The sequence below is a fragment of the Mycolicibacterium sp. MU0053 genome (assembly GCF_963378095.1).
In the GTDB taxonomy this organism is placed as follows: Bacteria; Actinomycetota; Actinomycetes; order Mycobacteriales; family Mycobacteriaceae; genus Mycobacterium; species Mycobacterium burgundiense.
In genome coordinates this window covers 3,427,440-3,443,573 of sequence record NZ_OY726397.1, presented here as the reverse complement: position 1 = coordinate 3,443,573, position 16,134 = coordinate 3,427,440, and the positions used below count along the sequence as shown (strand labels likewise).

General features: G+C 69.9%; 14 protein-coding genes. 11 read left to right on the top strand and 3 right to left on the bottom strand.

Annotated elements, in window-relative coordinates:
* Nucleotides 1-68: 68 nt before the first annotated feature.
* Nucleotides 69-806 (top strand): cell division protein SepIVA, encoded by a 738-nt coding sequence (gene sepIVA, locus RCP80_RS16175; RefSeq protein WP_308478639.1) that lies wholly within the window; start codon nt 69-71, stop codon nt 804-806.
* 6 nt (nt 807-812) lie between these two features.
* On the opposite strand, the gene RCP80_RS16170 is transcribed toward sepIVA, so the two are convergent.
* Entirely contained in the window at nt 813-2,033 is a 1,221-nt protein-coding gene (locus RCP80_RS16170) for an SfnB family sulfur acquisition oxidoreductase (RefSeq protein ID WP_308478638.1), read from the bottom strand.
* Nucleotides 2,030-3,202 carry an LLM class flavin-dependent oxidoreductase gene (locus tag RCP80_RS16165; protein WP_308478637.1) on the bottom strand — a complete coding sequence of 391 codons (1,173 nt, stop codon included), beginning with the start codon at nt 3,200-3,202 and terminating at the stop codon, nt 2,030-2,032. Before RCP80_RS16165 ends, RCP80_RS16170 begins: the two co-directional genes overlap by 4 nt.
* 161 nt (nt 3,203-3,363) lie before the next feature.
* On the opposite strand from RCP80_RS16165, the gene RCP80_RS16160 reads away from it, so the two are divergent.
* The 6 genes from RCP80_RS16160 to smc are packed head-to-tail and all read left to right on the top strand — an operon-like array spanning nt 3,364 to nt 9,819.
* Entirely contained in the window at nt 3,364-3,951 is a 588-nt protein-coding gene (locus RCP80_RS16160; RefSeq protein ID WP_308478636.1) for a YceD family protein, read from the top strand.
* Nucleotides 3,944-4,636: a ribonuclease III gene (gene rnc, locus RCP80_RS16155; protein WP_308478635.1), complete on the top strand. Its 693-nt coding sequence runs from the start codon at nt 3,944-3,946 to the stop codon at nt 4,634-4,636. Before RCP80_RS16160 ends, rnc begins: the two co-directional genes overlap by 8 nt.
* A 1-nt stretch (nt 4,637) precedes the next feature.
* Nucleotides 4,638-5,501, top strand: coding sequence for a bifunctional DNA-formamidopyrimidine glycosylase/DNA-(apurinic or apyrimidinic site) lyase (gene mutM / locus RCP80_RS16150; RefSeq protein WP_308478634.1), 864 nt, complete (start codon nt 4,638-4,640; stop codon nt 5,499-5,501).
* A gap of 17 nt (nt 5,502-5,518) precedes the next feature.
* Nucleotides 5,519-5,932, top strand: a complete 414-nt coding sequence (locus tag RCP80_RS16145; RefSeq protein WP_308478633.1) for an OsmC family protein — start codon at nt 5,519-5,521, stop codon at nt 5,930-5,932.
* Nucleotides 5,929-6,201 carry an acylphosphatase gene (locus RCP80_RS16140; protein WP_308478632.1) on the top strand — a complete coding sequence of 91 codons (273 nt, stop codon included), beginning with the start codon at nt 5,929-5,931 and terminating at the stop codon, nt 6,199-6,201. Before RCP80_RS16145 ends, RCP80_RS16140 begins: the two co-directional genes overlap by 4 nt.
* Before the next feature lie 30 nt (nt 6,202-6,231).
* On the top strand, nt 6,232-9,819 hold the full coding sequence (gene smc, locus RCP80_RS16135) for a chromosome segregation protein SMC (protein ID WP_308478631.1): 3,588 nt from the start codon (nt 6,232-6,234) through the stop codon (nt 9,817-9,819).
* Here smc and RCP80_RS16130 read toward each other — a convergent pair.
* Nucleotides 9,816-10,265, bottom strand: coding sequence for a type II toxin-antitoxin system Rv0910 family toxin (locus RCP80_RS16130; RefSeq protein ID WP_308478630.1), 450 nt, complete (start codon nt 10,263-10,265; stop codon nt 9,816-9,818). The two genes, smc and RCP80_RS16130, sit on opposite strands and share 4 nt — an antisense overlap.
* Nucleotides 10,266-10,347: 82 nt before the next feature.
* Here RCP80_RS16130 and ftsY point away from each other — a divergent pair, with 82 nt between their 5' ends.
* The 4 genes from ftsY to RCP80_RS16110 all read left to right on the top strand — a co-directional run bounded on the left by ftsY (nt 10,348) and on the right by RCP80_RS16110 (nt 16,131).
* Nucleotides 10,348-11,667, top strand: a complete 1,320-nt coding sequence (gene ftsY, locus RCP80_RS16125) for a signal recognition particle-docking protein FtsY (protein WP_308478629.1) — start codon at nt 10,348-10,350, stop codon at nt 11,665-11,667.
* Nucleotides 11,668-11,822: 155 nt separating this feature from the next.
* Nucleotides 11,823-13,187, top strand: a complete 1,365-nt coding sequence (locus RCP80_RS16120; RefSeq protein ID WP_308478628.1) for an ammonium transporter — start codon at nt 11,823-11,825, stop codon at nt 13,185-13,187.
* Between the two features lie 39 nt (nt 13,188-13,226).
* Nucleotides 13,227-13,565 (top strand): P-II family nitrogen regulator, encoded by a 339-nt coding sequence (locus RCP80_RS16115; protein ID WP_005148837.1) that lies wholly within the window; start codon nt 13,227-13,229, stop codon nt 13,563-13,565.
* 88 nt (nt 13,566-13,653) lie between these two features.
* Complete coding sequence (locus RCP80_RS16110) at nt 13,654-16,131, top strand: [protein-PII] uridylyltransferase (RefSeq protein WP_308478627.1); 2,478 nt, start codon at nt 13,654-13,656, stop codon at nt 16,129-16,131.
* Nucleotides 16,132-16,134 lie beyond the last annotated feature (3 nt).

Genomic DNA, 16,134 nt, shown 5'->3' with positions numbered 1-16,134 from the left:
TCACCAACGCTGTCACAGGCGTAACACCAGGCACACTAGTAACAACGTCTCAACCTGGAGGGTGCGCCGTGTACCGAGTATTTGAAGCTCTCGACGAATTGGGTGCCATCGTCGAGGAGGCCCGCGGAGTCCCGATGACGGCCGGCTGCGTGGTGCCCCGCGGCGACGTCCTGGAACTGATCGACGACATCAAGGACGCCATCCCCGGCGAACTGGATGACGCGCAGGACGTCCTCGACGCCCGCGACGGCATGCTGCGCGACGCCAAACAGCACGCCGACGCCATGGTCGCGTCCGCGACCCAGGAGGCCGACTCGGTGCTGGGCCACTCCCGCGCCGAGGCCGACCGCCTGCTGGCCGACGCCAAGGCGCAGGCCGACCGCATGGTCGCGGAGGCGCGCGCGCACTGCGATCGGATGGTCGGGGAGGCCAGCGAGGAGGCCAACCGCCTCTCGGCTGTCGCGAAGCGGGACTACGAAGCCAGCATCAGCCGGGCCAAGGCCGAGGCCGACCGCCTGGTCGAGAGCGGCAACCTGTCTTACGACAAGGCCGTTCAGGAGGGCATCAAGGAACAGCAGCGACTGGTGTCGCAGACCGAGGTGGTGACCTCGGCCAACGCCGAGGCCACCCGCCTGATCGACGCGGCCCACGCCGAGGCGGACCGACTGCGCGGCGAGTGCGACATCTATGTCGACAACAAGCTCGCGGAGTTCGAGGACCACCTCAACGGCACGTTGCGCTCGGTCAGCCGCGGCCGCCATCAGTTGCGGACGGCGGCGGGCACGCACGACTACGTGCAGCGCTAGCTCACCTCAGAGTTGGCCGTGGCGCGGCGGTCGCGTGCCGGACAGCGTGTAGCGGCCGATGTGCTGCAGTTTCCAGCGCGTCGCATCGTGCAGCGTGTGGGTGCGCGCATCGCGCCAAAACCGGGACAGATTGCCCGATGTCGTGGCACTGCGGGTGCCGCCGAGTTCGAACAGGACGGCGGCCGCCTCCAGCGCCGCGCGGGCCGCGGCGACCTTCGCGGTGGCCACCGCGATCGAGGCGGCGGCCGCGGTGTCCGCCGTGAGGTTCGCCTGCGCGGCGTCGACCTGACGCGCGGCCTCGGCGAGCAGGGCCTGGGCGCCCCGGACGGTCACCGTCAGCTCGCCGGCCACGTTGATCAGCGTGGGATCCTCGGCCGCGGTGGCCACCCCGGCCTCGAAGTGCGGCCGGGCCCGGTCGGCCTGTCGCACCCCCTCGGCCAGCGCGCCGGTCGCGACGCCGACATCGATTGCGGCATGCCATAACTGGGCGCGCGCACCGTACACCGTGGGCGCGGCGAAGATCTCGCTGAACCCGATGACGTGATCGGCCGGCACCTCGACATCGTCGAGGGTGACGGTCCCCGAGGCGGTGGTGCGCTGCCCCATCCCGTCCCAGTCGTCGACCACCTGCACACCCGCGGCGTCGGCCGGGACGAACGCAATCACCTTGGGAGTGCTCGCCGTCGGGGTTTCCAGCGATCCGTCGGACAGCGACGCCCGCACCACCAGCCAGTCGGCGAACAGCGCGCCGGTCGAGTAGTACTTGCGGCCGGTGAGCAGGAAACCACCCGGGTCTCCGGGCACCACCGTGGTGGTGTCGACGTCGACGGGATGCGGGCCGCGTTCCGATTGCGCGTTGGCCAGCAGGGCGCCGTCGAGCACGAGGCGGTAGAAAAACGACTGTTGCGACCGCGCCCCTTGCAACCGCAGTGCCTCCAGAAACGTGAAGTGTGAGTGCGGGATCTGCGCCAGCGACGGATCGCCGTGGGCGAGCAGCCGGAACACCTCGGCCAACACGGTCGCGGGGGCGGCCAGGCCGCCGAACTCGGCGGGCACCGAAAGAGTCAGCAACCCAGAGCGTTTGAGGTCGTGCACGGGCTCGGTGGGCAGGTCGCGGTAGGCGTCGCGGTCCCGGGCCCCCGCGGCGTAGGTCTCCGACAGCCCGCGGGCGATCGCCAGGGCCTGGGCGACGGACGAGATCCGGATGGCCTCCGCCTGCGTGGTCACTGGGCGGCGCTCACGAACGGGATCGAGGCCGGCGGCGACGGCGTCGACACCGCCGGGTCGAACAGTCCGCGCTCCCGCAGGATCGGTACGACCCCTTCGCCGAACCAGTACAACTCCTCGAGGTGCGGATAGCCGGAGAAGATGAACTCGTCGATCCCGATCGCGGCGTAATCGGCGATCCGGTCGGCCACCTCGGTGTGGCTGCCGACCAGCGCGGTGCCCGCCCCGCCGCGCACCAGACCGACACCGGCCCACAGGTTGGGCGCGATCTCCAGGCTGCGCGCGTCGTGCCAGGTGCCGGCGGCCCGGTGGGACTCGTGCAGGGCCCGCATCCGCTGCTGGCCCTCGGACTGGCTGCGGGCCAGACCGGCCTGGGTGGCGCCCACGGTGTCCTCGTCGAGACCGGCGATCAGCCGATCGGCCTGCTGCCAGGCCTCGGCCGAGGTGTCGCGGGAGATGGTGTGCAGCCGGATGCCGAACCGCAGTGTGCGGCCCTGCCGTTCGCCGAGGGCGCTGATCCAGGCGATCTTCTCGCGCACCGCCTCGGGCGGCTCACCCCAGGTCAGGTAGACATCTGCATGGCGGGCGGCGACGGGTCCGGCGGCCGCCGAGCTGCCGCCGAAGTACAACGGCGGCACCGGGTTCGGCGGCAGTGCCAACGAGGCCTGCTGCACCGAGATGTGGTTGCCGTTGGTGGTGACGGTCTGGCCCGCCCACAGCCGGCGCACCACGTCGAGAAACTCGTCGGCGCGCTGATAGCGCCCGTCCTTGTCCAGGTAGTCGCCGAAGGAACGCTGTTCGTGCGCCTCGCCGCCGACGACCACGTTGAGCAGGATGCGCCCGGGCGCGTGCCGGGCGAACGTCGCGGCCATCTGCGCCGACAGCGTCGGGCTCACCAGACCCGGTCGGAACGCCACCAGAAACGCCAGCGACATGGTCTCGCGGGCCAGCATCGCGGCGGTGATGAAGGCGTCCTCGCACCAGGCACCGGTCGGGATCAGCGCCCCGGTGAAGCCGAAGGTCTCGGCGGACCGCACGATCGCGGCGAGGTAGTCGAGGGTGGCCTCGCGGTCGCTGTGGGCGGCTCCGGCGGGTGTGCCGTGCCCACCGCCCACGATTGCTCGGCTGTCCCCGTAGGTGGGCAGGAACCAGTGCAGCTTGACCGTCACGATCATCCTTCGCAGTTGGTTGGGCTCGCGCCTGTTCAGCGCAGGCCAACTGACATTGTGGGTGCGGACCGCGGCGCGTCCGAGGGTAATAATCGAGATGATTCCGACCGGCGGTCACGGCCGAACGGGCGTGTCACCGCGCGCAAGTAGAATCTTGGGTTATGTCAAGAACACGAGCAGGGGCAACGCGGCGGAACCCACGCTCGGTGCTGGCTTTGGACGTGTCCCGGTTGGGACGGCGCCCCGGTTCGATGACCACCGTGACCGAGACGGTCGCCTCCCCATCGCGGATCGGGTTGGATCTTGTCGCCATCGACAAGGACGCCCCGGTGGAACTCGACCTGCGCCTGGAGTCGGTGTCGGAGGGCGTCCTGGTGACCGGCACGGTCAGCGCGCCCACCGTCGGTGTGTGTTCGCGCTGCCTGACGCCGATCACCGGCACCGTGAGCATCGACCTGACCGAATTGTTCGCCTATCCGGACAGCGCGACCGAGGAGACCACCGAGGAGGACGAGGTCGGCCGCGTCGTCGATGACACGGTGGACCTCGAGCAGCCGATCGTCGATGCGGTCGGCCTGGAGTTGCCGCTGTCGCCCGTCTGCTCGCCGGACTGTCCCGGGTTGTGCCAGCACTGCGGAGTCGCGCTGGCCGACGCCGAGCCCGGCCACTCCCATGAGGTGATCGACCCGCGGTGGGCCAAGCTCGCCGATCTGGAGGTCGCGGATACGACGCGGGCCCAGGATGACTGAATCCACGCAGCCGCTGCTCGATGCGCTCGGGGTGGAACTGCCCGAGGAACTGCTCACGCTGGCGTTGACGCACCGCAGCTACGCCTACGAGCACGGTGGCCTGCCCACCAATGAACGGCTCGAGTTCCTGGGTGACGCGGTGTTGGGGCTGACCATCACCGACGAGTTGTTCCACCGGCACGCCGACCGCGCCGAAGGCGACCTCGCCAAGCTGCGCGCCTCGGTCGTGAACACCCATGCGCTGGCCGACGTCGCGCGCGGGCTGGTCGAGGGCGGGCTGGGGGCGCACCTGCTGCTGGGCCGCGGCGAGATGAACACCGGCGGCGCGAACAAGTCCAGCATCCTGGCCGACGGAATGGAGTCGCTGCTGGGGGCGGTCTATCTAGAGCACGGCATCGAGGTGGCCCGGGAGGTCATCCTGCGCCTGTTCGGGCCGCTGCTCGACACCGCGCCGACCTTGGGAGCCGGCCTGGATTGGAAGACCAGCCTGCAGGAACTGACCGCCGCGCGCGGGTTGGGCGCCCCGACCTATCTGGTCACCGCGACCGGTCCCGACCACGACAAGCAGTTCACCGCCACCGTGGTGGTGATGGACGTCGAATACGGCGCCGGGGTGGGTCGCTCGAAGAAGGAAGCCGAGCAGAAGGCGGCCGCGACGGCGTGGACTGCGCTGGATCAGGCCTGACATGCCGGAGCTACCCGAGGTCGAGGTGGTTCGTCGCGGGCTGGCCGGCCACGTCGTCGGCAGGTCGATCAGCGCGGTCCGGGTGCACCACCTGCGGGCGGTGCGCCGCCACGAGGCCGGGCCCGCGGATCTGAGCGCCCGGCTGCTCGACGCCCGCGTGATCGGTACCGGCCGGCGCGGCAAATACCTGTGGCTGGTGCTCTCCGAGGACGAGGCGCTGGTGGTGCACCTCGGGATGAGCGGGCAGATGCTGATCGGGCCCGTCCCGCGCAGCGACCACGTCCGCATCGCGGCGCTACTCGACGACGGCACCACCCTCAGCTTCGTCGACCAACGCACGTTCGGTGGCTGGCAGCTGGCCGATCTGGTCGAGGTGGACGGTTCGGTGGTGCCGGCGCCGGTCGCCCACATCGCCCGGGACCCGCTGGATCCGCTGTTCGACCCCGACGCGGTGGTAACGGTGTTGCGGCGCAAGCACTCTGAGATCAAGCGGCAGCTGCTCGATCAGACGGTGGTCTCCGGAATCGGCAACATCTACGCCGACGAAGCGCTGTGGCGGGCCCGCATCAACGGCCTCCGGCTGGCCGAGAAGCTGACCCGGGCCCAGCTGGCCGCGGCACTCGAGGCAGCCACCGAGGTGATGCACGAGGCGCTTGAGCAGGGCGGCACCTCCTTCGACGCGCTGTATGTCAACGTCAACGGCGAATCCGGATACTTCGATCGGTCGCTGGATGCCTACGGCCGCGAGGGCCGGCCGTGCCGACGCTGCGGGGCCACCATCCGGCGGGACAAATTCATGAACCGCTCGTCGTTCTACTGTCCGCGCTGTCAGCCCAAGCCGCGCCAGTCCCGACCGCGCGCCTGACAAACACAAGGAGCACCATGACCAAACTGTGGGTCGAACGCACCGGCACCCGGCGCTACACCGGGCGCAGCTCACGCGGCGCCGAGGTGCTCGTCGGCTCCGAGGACGTCGACGGCGTCTTCACCCCCGGCGAGTTGATGAAGATCGCGTTGGCCGCCTGCAGCGGCATGAGCAGCGACCAGCCGCTGGCGCGCCGGCTCGGCGATGACTTTCAGGCCACGATCGAGGTTTCCGGCGCGGCCGACCGCGAGCAGGAACGCTACCCGCACCTGGCGGAGACCCTGGTGGTCGATCTGTCCGGTCTGACCGAGGCCGAGGCGCAGCGGCTGCGCATCGTGGTCAACCGCGCCATCGACCAGGTCTGCACCGTGGGACGCACCCTCAAGTCGGGCACCGAGGTGAGCTTCGAGATCGCGGCGAACCCGACGTGAGCACGCGGTTGACGGCGTGGGTGCACGGCCAGGTGCAGGGTGTCGGATTTCGGTGGTGGACCAGGGCGCGCGCGCTGGAACTGGGACTGACCGGCTACGCCAAGAACCAGCCCGACGGCCGCGTGCTGGTGGTCGCCCAGGGCCCGCGGGAGTCCTGTGCGGCGTTGCTCGAGCTGCTGCGGGGGACCTCGACGCCCGGAACCGTCGACAACGTGGTGTGGGATTGGTCCGAGGCCGCCGAGCCGATCCAGGGTTTCGTTGAACGCTAGCGGAACCCACGGCCGGTACGCTGGCACGCCATGCACCTCAAGAGTCTGACGCTGAAGGGCTTCAAGTCCTTCGCTTCGCCGACGACTCTGCGGTTCGAGCCCGGGATCACCTGCGTGGTGGGCCCCAACGGGTCGGGAAAATCCAACGTCGTCGACGCGCTGACCTGGGTGATGGGTGAGCAGGGCGCCAAGACCCTGCGCGGCGGCAAGATGGAGGACGTCATCTTCGCCGGCACCTCGACGCGCGCCCCACTGGGCCGCGCCGAGGTCACGGTCACCATCGACAACACCGACAACGCGCTGCCGATCGAATACTCCGAGGTCTCGATCACGCGGCGGATGTTCCGCGACGGCGCCGGCGAGTACGAGATCAACGGCAACAGCTGCCGCCTGATGGACGTCCAGGAGTTGCTCAGCGACTCCGGAATCGGGCGCGAGATGCACGTCATCGTCGGTCAGGGCCGACTGGCGCAGATCCTGGAATCGCGGCCCGAGGATCGCCGCGCCTTCATCGAGGAAGCGGCCGGGGTGCTCAAGCACCGCAAACGCAAGGAAAAGGCGGTCCGCAAGCTCGATGCGATGGCCGCGAACCTGGCCCGGCTGACCGACCTCACCACCGAACTGCGGCGCCAGCTCAAACCGCTGGGCAGGCAGGCCGAGATGGCGCGCCGCGCGCAGACCATCCAGGCGGACCTGCGGGACTCGCGGCTGCGGCTGGCCGCCGACGATCTGGTGCGGCGGCAGGCCGAGCTCGACGGCGTCGGGGGCACCGAGGCGGTGCTGCGCAAGGAGCACGAGGAGGCCGTGGAACGGCACGCCGCCGCGAACGAGGAACTCACCGCCCACGAATCGGCGGTCGGGACACTCAGCGCGCGCGCCGACGCCGCGCAGCAAACCTGGTTCCGGCTGTCCGCGCTGGCCGAGCGGGTCAGCGCGACCGTGCGGATCGCCACCGAACGAGCCCAGCTGCTCGAGGCCGAGCCGGTACGCAGCGGCGGCCGCGACCCCGAGGAACTCGAGGCCGAGGCCGACGAGATCGCCGAGATGGAACGGGAACTGCTCGAGATTCTCGAGGAGACCCGGATGCGTGCCGAGGCCGCCCGGGCCGAGTTGGCGCACGCCGAACAGGTGGCCGCAGAAGCCGAACGCGCCCATACCGCCGCCGTGCGGGCCGAGGCCGACCGGCGGGAGGGGTTGGCCCGGCTGGCCGGCCAGGTGGAGACCATGCGCGCCCGCGTCGAATCGATCGACGAGCGGGTGGCCCGCCTCACCCACGGCATCGAGGAGGCCGCCGGCCGCGTGGAGGCCGCCCAGGCCGAGTTCGAAACCGTGCAGAGCCGGGTCGGCGAGCTCGACCAGAGCGAGGTCGGACTCGACGAACAACATGACCGCACGGTGACGGCGCTGCGGCTCGCCGACGAGCGGGTGGCCGAGTTGCAGGCGGCCGAGCGTTCGGCCGAACGTCTGGTGGCCTCGCTGCGGGCCCGGATCGAGGCGCTGTCGGTGGGCCTGGACCGCAAGGACGGCGCCGCCTGGCTCGCCGAGAACCGCGGCGACGCAGGCTTTTTCGGTACCGTCGCGGGTCTGCTCAAAGTGCGTGCCGGGTACGAGACCGCGCTCGCGGCGGTGCTCGGCTCGGCCGCGGACGCGATGGCCGCGGAATCGCCGAGTGCGGCCCACTCGGCGGTCGAGGCGCTCAAGACCGCCGACGGCGGGCGAGCCGCGATCCTGCTCGGTGACTGGCCCGAGCCGACGCGGGGCAACGGGGAACTGCCCGCCGGCGCGCAGTGGGCGCTCGACCTCGTCGAGACGCCCCAGCGGCTGCGCGGTGCCGTCACCGCGCTGCTCGGCGACGTGGTGGTGGTCGAGGACCTCGGAGCGGGAATCGACCTGGTGGCGCGCCGGTCGCAGCTGCGCGCCGTGACCACCGAGGGCGACCTGGTGGGGCCGGGCTGGATCACCGGGGGCTCGGACCGCAAACCGTCATCGCTGGAACTGGTGTCGGCGATCGAGCAGGCCAGGACAGAGTTGGCGGCCGCCGAGACCCAGACCTCGGAGTTGGGTGCCGCGCTCTCGGGTGCGCTGGCCGAGCAGGCCGCCCGCAAAGACTCCGCCGAACAGGCGCTGGCCGCGCTCAACGAGTCCGACGCCGCGATTTCCTCGATCTACGAACAGCTCGGCCGGCTGGGCCAGGAGGCCCGGATCGCCGAGGAGGAATGGCGCCGCCAGATGAAGCAGCGCGAGGAACTCGAGGCCGGCCGCGGCCAGACCGTGGCCGAACTCGCCGAACTCGAAACCCGGCTGCACAACGCGCAGCACACCCCGTCGGAAGTCGACACCGAACCGACGGACCGCGCGGAGGTCGTCTCGGCCGCCGAGGCCGCCCGCGCCGCGGAAGTCGAGGCCCGACTGGCGGTGCGGACCGCCGAAGAACGCGCGAATGCCGTTCGCGGACGGGCGGATTCACTGCGCCGCGCGGCCGCCGCCGAACGCGAAGCGCGGGTGCGGGCCCAGCAAGCCGCGGCCGCCCGCGAGCACGCCGCCGCCGTCGCCGCGGCGGTCGCCGCCGCGGGCCGCGAGGTGGCCCAAAGACTGAGCGCCGTGGTGGCCGTGGCCTCGCGCACCCGGGACCGGCTGACCGCCGAACGCGCCCAACGGGCGGCCGCGCTCAGCGCCGCCCGCGCGGAGGTCGACGCGCTGGGTGCCCGGATCACGGCGCTGACCGACTCCCTGCACCGCGACGAGGTGGCCAAGGCGCAGGCGGCCATGCGCATCGAACAACTCGAAGAGCAGGTGCTCGAACAGTTCGGCATGGCGACCACAGAGTTGCTGGCCGAGTACGGGCCGGAGGTGCCGCTGCCGCCCAGCGAACTGGAGATGGCCGAGTACGAGCAGGCCCGCGAGCGCGGCGAGCAGGTCACCGCGCCGGCACCCATGCCCTTCGACCGGCCCACCCAGGAACGCCGCGCCAAGCGGGCCGAGCGGGAGTTGGCCGAGTTGGGCCGGGTCAATCCGCTGGCGCTCGAGGAGTTCGCGGCGCTCGAGGAACGCTACAACTTCCTGTCCACCCAACTCGAGGACGTCAAGGCCGCCCGCAAGGACCTGCTCGACGTCGTCGAGGACGTCGACGCCCGCATCCTGCAGGTGTTCGCCGAGGCCTACGCGGACGTGGAACGCGAGTTCAGCCAGGTGTTCTCGTCGCTGTTCCCCGGCGGCGAGGGCCGGCTGCTCCTGACCGACCCGTCGGACATGCTCACCACCGGGGTCGAGGTGGAGGCCCGCCCACCCGGCAAGAAGATCAAGCGGCTGTCGTTGCTCTCGGGCGGGGAGAAGTCGCTGACCGCGGTCGCGATGCTGGTCGCGATCTTCCGGGCCCGGCCGTCGCCGTTCTACGTCATGGACGAGGTGGAGGCGGCCCTCGACGACGTCAACCTGCGTCGGCTGATCGGCCTGTTCGAGCAGTTGCGGGAGAAATCCCAGCTGATCATCATCACGCACCAGAAGCCGACCATGGAGATCGCCGACGCGCTGTACGGCGTGACCATGCAGGGTGACGGCATCACCCAGGTCATCTCCCAGCGCATGCGCGGCCAGGAGCTGGTCAGCACCACCGGTTAGCGGCGCTCGGAGCCCGCCGGGGACAAGGTGGCGAGTTTGCGCACCGACCGTCGGACATCGGATTCGAGCACCTTGGCCACCAGTCGTCCCACGGGCCCGGAAAGCAGGCCGCCCCGCAGCTCCGCCACCAGGTGGAAGGTTGAACCGCGGGGGTTGTCCGCAACCGTCATGTCCAGCTGGATCTGGACGCCGCCGCGACCGTGACCGTGCAGCCCGATGCGCCGGGGCTCCTCGTAGCGGGTCACCTCCCAGTGGATGACGTTGCGGAAACCCTTGACCTTGATCAGCGACGACACCTCGGTGCCGGCCGCGACCTCGGCGGGCACGGGCCCCCGCCAGCCGCCGAAGATGGTCAGCCATTCGTCGAAGCGCCGCAGGTCCGAGGCCAGTGCCCAGGCCTGCGCGGGGGTCAGCGTCGAGGACTCGGAGATGTCAACCGTTGCCATGGCTGCCCGGGTACCCACTTTCCGGCCGGGTCGACACCCGTGCGCTGCCGGGCGTCGCGGCGGGCTTTGGAACAATGGTCCAATGTCAGAAGCTCTCTGGATCGCGATAGCGGTCATTGCCGTACTCATTGTTGCCGCGCTCGCCGTGGGGCTGGTGCGGTATCGGCGGCGTCAGATCAGCCTGGCACCGAAGGACGAGACCAAGACCCTCGACCGCTCGGGCGGCTACACGACGTCATCGGGGATCTCGTTCAGCCGTACCGAGGACCGCGTCCCGGTCATCGGCGACGACGCCACCGTCCCGCGGGACGCCCCCAAGCGCACCATTGCCGATGTCCAGCTCCCTGAACCACCCGTCGTCGAGCCCGAGGCGCCCGTAGTCGAGCCCGCGGCACCCGCCGTCGAGCCCGAGCCTGCGCCGCCGGTCACCGCGCCCGAGGCAGTTGCACCCGCCGAGCCCGCGCTGGACACCATCGCCCCCACCGAGGGCCGGCTGGACCGGCTGCGCGGGCGGTTGGCCAGATCGCAGAACGCGCTGGGCAAGAGCGTGCTGGGGCTGCTCGGCGGCGGCGACCTCGACGAGGACTCCTGGCAGGACGTCGAAGACACCCTGCTGGGTGCCGACCTCGGCCCCACCGTGACCGCCGCGGTGATGGAGCAGTTGCGCGCGAAGCTGGTCTCCAGCGGCGCGCGGACCACCGCCGATGCGCACACCGTGCTGCGCGATGCGCTGATCTCGCAGCTGCATCCGGAGTACGACCGGTCGATCCGGGCGCTGCCGCATCCCGGCGCGCCCTCGGTGTTGCTGGTGGTGGGTGTCAACGGCACCGGTAAGACCACCACGGTGGGCAAGCTGGCCCGGGTGCTGGTGGCCGACGGGCGCCGCGTGGTGCTCGGTGCCGCCGACACCTTCCGCGCGGCCGCGGCCGATCAGCTGCAGTCCTGGGCCTCCCGGGTGGGCGCGGAGGTGGTGCGCGGCCCCGAGGGCGCCGACCCGGCGTCGGTGGCCTTCGACGCCGTCGACAAGGGCATCGAGTCCGGGGCCGACGTCGTCGTCATCGACACGGCGGGGCGGCTGCACACCAAGACCGGCCTGATGGACGAGTTGGGCAAGGTCAAACGGGTGATCAGCAAACGCGCCACGGTCGACGAGGTGTTGCTGGTGCTCGACGCCACCATCGGGCAGAACGGGCTGCCGCAGGCCAAGGTGTTCGCCGAGGTCGTCGACATCACCGGGGTGGTGCTGACCAAGCTCGACGGCACGGCCAAGGGCGGCATCGTGTTCCGCGTCCAGCAGGAATTGGGCGTGCCGGTCAAGCTTGTCGGGCTGGGCGAGGGCCCCGACGATCTGGCCCCGTTCGAGCCGACCGCGTTCGTCGATGCGTTGCTGGGGGAGCGCTGAATCCGGCTGTCTGGCTGGACGAAACATGAGTGTAACGAGGTGCGGAAATCCGTTCACAAGCAGGAAACACAACAGAATCACCGGTGAAACCGCAGCTGTAGAACCTTCTCTGCGAGGCCGTTAAGTCGGCGTACTTCGCGAGGAGGTTCACCCAAGTGCTCTTAGCCTTACCAGATGAAGCGTTCGCGCCCTTCGGGCCGGACGGCTTGAGTGCCGGCGATACGGCGTGGGTTCTTACCGCGGCCGCCCTGGTGCTGTTCATGACGCCGGGGCTGGCGTTCTTCTACGGCGGTCTGTCCCGGCAGAAGTCCGTCCTCAACATGATGATGATGTCGTTCGGTTCCATCGGCATCGTCAGCGTGATCTATGTGTTGTGGGGCTACTCGATGTCGTTCTCCTCGGGGCACACCGGCGAAAGCGACATCCTCGGCATCTTCGACAATCCGTTCTCGTTGTTCGGTGTCGGCCAGTTGCTCGAAACCCGGGTCATCGACGGGGCGGACGCGTTTGTCATCGGCGGCTTCGGCACCGTCCCCGCGATCGTCTGGGTCGGCTTCCAACTGACCTTCGCGGTGATCACGGTCGCGCTGATCAGCGGCGCGGTCGCCGAGCGGATGAAGTTCGGCACCTGGTTGGTCTTCGGCGGCATCTGGGTCACCCTGGTGTATTTCCCGCTGGCGCACATGGTTTGGGGCGGCGGTCTGCTCTCGGGCAGCGAGAACGGGTTCGCGTCCTGGCTCTTCGGCACCAGCACAGCCGACGACGGCACGGTGTCGGCCACCGTGGCGCCCATCGACTTCGCCGGTGGCACAGTGGTTCACATCAACGCGGGCGTGGCAGCGCTGATCCTGGCGATCCTGCTGGGCAAGCGGACCAGCTTCGGCAAGTCCACCTTCCGTCCGCACAACATCCCGTTCGTGATGCTGGGTGCGGCCATCCTGTGGTTCGGTTGGTTCGGCTTCAACGTCGGCTCCGAGGGTGCCGCGGACATGATCGCCGGTCAGGTGTGGGTCAACACCACCGCCGCGACCGCGGCCGCGATGCTGGGCTGGTTGCTGGTGGAACGCATCCGCGACGGTCACGCCACCAGCGTCGGTGCCGCCTCGGGCATCGTCGCGGGTCTGGTCGCGATCACTCCGGCCTGCGGCGCGCTGTCCCCGATCGGGTCGCTGGTTCTGGGCGGTGTGGCCGGTGCGCTCTCGTCGCTGGCCATCGCGCTGAAATACAAGCTCGGTTATGACGATTCGCTCGATGTGGTGGGAGTTCACCTGGTCTCGGGGCTGTGGGGCACCATCGGCATCGGCCTGCTGGCACTCGACACCGGCCTGTTTTACGGCGGTGGATTCCAGCAACTCGTCGTGCAGTTCACGATCGCCCTCATCGCCGTCGTGTTTACTGCGATCATGACCACCATCATCGCCTTCATGGTCAAGCCGCTGGGTTGGCGCATCAGTAAAGAGGACGAGCACACTGGTATCGATGAGACCACGCATGCGGAAACCGCTTATGAGCTCGTCTGATCGGGGAGAATCGACTGTGAATTGGAAGGGATCGACGAAATGAAGCTGATCACCGCAATCGTCAAACCGTTCACGCTTGAAGATGTGAAGACCGGTCTGGAGCAGACGGGCATTCTGGGAATGACCGTGAGCGAGGTCCAGGGCTACGGGCGACAGAAGGGTCACACCGAGGTCTACCGGGGCGCCGAGTACTCCGTGGATTTCGTACCCAAGGTGCGCGTCGAGGTCGTCGTCGACGACTCCGCCGTGGACAAGGTGGTGGACGTCATCGTGCAGGCCGCCCGCACCGGCAAGATCGGCGACGGCAAGGTCTGGGTGAGCCCGGTCGAGACCGTGGTGCGGGTACGCACCGGTGAGCGGGGCAGCGACGCCCTTTGATGCCCAACGGTTTCTGACAGTCAGTCGAAGTCTTCCCGGACTTCACGCCGGTGAGCGTCAACCGGATGACGAACATGGGGAGGACGAAATGAAGCAGACACCCGACCCCGCCGCCGGAGCCTCCCGATGGGAGGCGCCGGCGGCGGGCGCGTCGAAGCCGGCCACCGATCTGGCGACCGCGGTCAAGCATCTGCTCGCCGGCGCGGGACGACATCTCGACGCCGCCGGGTTGCGGCAGGCCCTGCTCGAACTGCACGAATTCTGGCTCACCAGCAAGGCCACCGAGATCGGCATCACCGCGACCAGTGGCTTCGCGATCATCGCGACCGGCGGGTTGGGGCGCGGCGAACTGGTGCCGTTCTCGGATCTGGATCTGATGCTGCTGCACGACAATATGCCCCACGAGGTGGTCTCGAAGGTCGCCGAACTGCTGTGGTATCCGCTGTGGGACGCCAACATCCGGCTCGACCACAGCGTGCGCACCGTACCGGAGGCGCTGCAGGTGGCCAGCACCGACATCTCGGCGGGGCTGGCGATGCTCGAAGCCCGCCACATCGCCGGCGACGGTGCGCTTTCGGCGTTGCTGGTCGGGGGGGCCTGGCGGCAGTGGCGGACCGGAATCGCCGCGCGCTTCGAGGAACTCGCCGAGCACACCCGTGGGCGCTGGGAGCGTAGCGGGGAGATCGCCCACCGGGCCGAACCCGACCTCAAGAGTGGCCGCGGCGGCCTGCGGGATGTGCAACTGCTCAACGCGCTGGCCATCGCCCAACTCGCCGATGTCTATCCGAGTCGGCTGCTGGCCTCGCCGATGGGCACGCTCGGCGATGCCCACCGGGCGTTGCTGGACGTGCGCACCGAACTGCATCGGGTCTCGGGCCGCGGACGTGACCTGTTGTTGGCGCAGCACGCCGACGAAATCGCTGCCGCATTGCACGTCGGGGACCGCTTCGACCTGGCGCGCCGGCTGTCCGACGCCGCCCGCACCATCGGCTACTACGTCGACTCCGGCATCCGAACGGCCCGAAATGCGCTCCCCAAAAGGGGATTCGCGGCGGTGCGTCGGCCGAAGCGGCGACCGCTGGACGAGGGCGTGGTCGAATACAACGGCGAGGTGATCCTGGCCCGCGACGCCCGGCCGGAACGGGACCCGGGCCTGATCCTGCGGGTGGCCGCGGCCTCGGCCACCACCGGGTTGCCGATGTCGGCGGCCACGCTGAGCCGACTGGCCGCCTCGGCGCCGGAGCTGCGCGCACCGTGGCCGGCCCCGGCACTCAACGATCTGCTGGTGCTGCTGGCGGCCGGATCGGCCGCGATCAGCACCGTGGAGGCGCTGGACCGCACGGGCCTGTGGGGGCGGCTCTTCCCGGAGTGGGGAGCGATCCGCGATCTGCCCCCGCGCGACATCGTGCACATCTGGACCGTGGACCGGCATTTGATCGAAACCGTATCGTTTGCAAGCGGTTTCACCACCCGGGTATCGCGCCCCGACCTGCTGCTGCTCGGGGCGCTGTGCCACGACATCGGCAAGGGCCGCGGCGGCGACCACAGCGTGGTCGGCGCCGAGCTCGCCGTTCAGATCGGCGTCCGGCTGGGACTGTGGCCCGCGGACATCGACACGCTCTCGGCGATGGTCCGCTACCACCTGCTGCTCGCCGGCACCGCGACCCGCAAGGATCTACAGGACCCCGAGACCATCGCCGCGGTGGTGGACAAGCTCGACGGGGACCCGGTGCTGCTGGAGTTGCTGCACGCCCTGGTCGAGGCGGATTCGCTGGCGACCGGCCCGGGGGTGTGGGGGGAGTGGAAGGCCTCACTGATCGGGGAACTGGTCCGTCGCTGCCGGCTCGTGATGGCCGGTGAGCCGCTGCCACAGGCCGATTCAATTGACCCCCAGGACCTTTCGCTGGCCGCCGAGGACGGCACCGTGCATGTCCGGATGGCGCCGGGGGACAGCCCGCGCACCTACATCGTCACGATGATCGCCCCGGACGAGCGGGGCTTCCTGTCCAAGGCCGCCGGTGTGCTCGCCCTGCACTCGTTGCGGGTGTACTCGGCCTCGGTGAACAGCCATGAAGGGTCGGCCATCAATTCGTTCGTGGTGGCCCCGCACTTCGGTGAGCCGCCGGCGGTCGGCGTGCTGCGCCAGCAACTGGTGCTCGCGCTCGGTGGTGAGCTGGACGTCATCGCCGCGCTGCAGCGCCGCGACGCCGAGACCGCCGGACCTGAGGCCCGCGGTCGGGCCAGCACGCTGCGCGCCGGCGTCCCGATCCACCCGCCGGTGGCACCGGCGCGGATCATCTGGCATCCGGGCGGGGCCCCGGACCGGCTCACCGTCGAGGTGCGCAGCACCGACCGGACCGGCATGCTGGCGATCCTGACCGCGGTGCTCGAACGCGCCGGTGTCGACATCGCGTGGGCGCGCGTGACCACCCTGGGCTCCTCGGTGGTGGACGTGTTCGGACTTGTCGGCCCCGGTTTGGCGGACAAACAGCAGGATCTGGAACGCCGATTGCACGAGGTGCTGCCCGCCCCGCCGCCGGCACCACCGGTGGAGGATGCGGGCTGAGCG

Coding starts and splice junctions, on each gene's coding strand:
- RCP80_RS16115 (WP_005148837.1), top strand. CDS start 13,227: ATGAAGCTGATCACCGCAATCGTCAAACCGTTCACGCTTGAAGATGTG.
- RCP80_RS16145 (WP_308478633.1), top strand. CDS start 5,519: ATGACCAAACTGTGGGTCGAACGCACCGGCACCCGGCGCTACACCGGG.
- RCP80_RS16110 (WP_308478627.1), top strand. CDS start 13,654: ATGAAGCAGACACCCGACCCCGCCGCCGGAGCCTCCCGATGGGAGGCG.
- ftsY (WP_308478629.1), top strand. CDS start 10,348: ATGTCAGAAGCTCTCTGGATCGCGATAGCGGTCATTGCCGTACTCATT.
- rnc (WP_308478635.1), top strand. CDS start 3,944: ATGACTGAATCCACGCAGCCGCTGCTCGATGCGCTCGGGGTGGAACTG.
- smc (WP_308478631.1), top strand. CDS start 6,232: ATGCACCTCAAGAGTCTGACGCTGAAGGGCTTCAAGTCCTTCGCTTCG.
- RCP80_RS16130 (WP_308478630.1), bottom strand. CDS start 10,265: ATGGCAACGGTTGACATCTCCGAGTCCTCGACGCTGACCCCCGCGCAG.
- RCP80_RS16160 (WP_308478636.1), top strand. CDS start 3,364: ATGTCAAGAACACGAGCAGGGGCAACGCGGCGGAACCCACGCTCGGTG.
- mutM (WP_308478634.1), top strand. CDS start 4,638: ATGCCGGAGCTACCCGAGGTCGAGGTGGTTCGTCGCGGGCTGGCCGGC.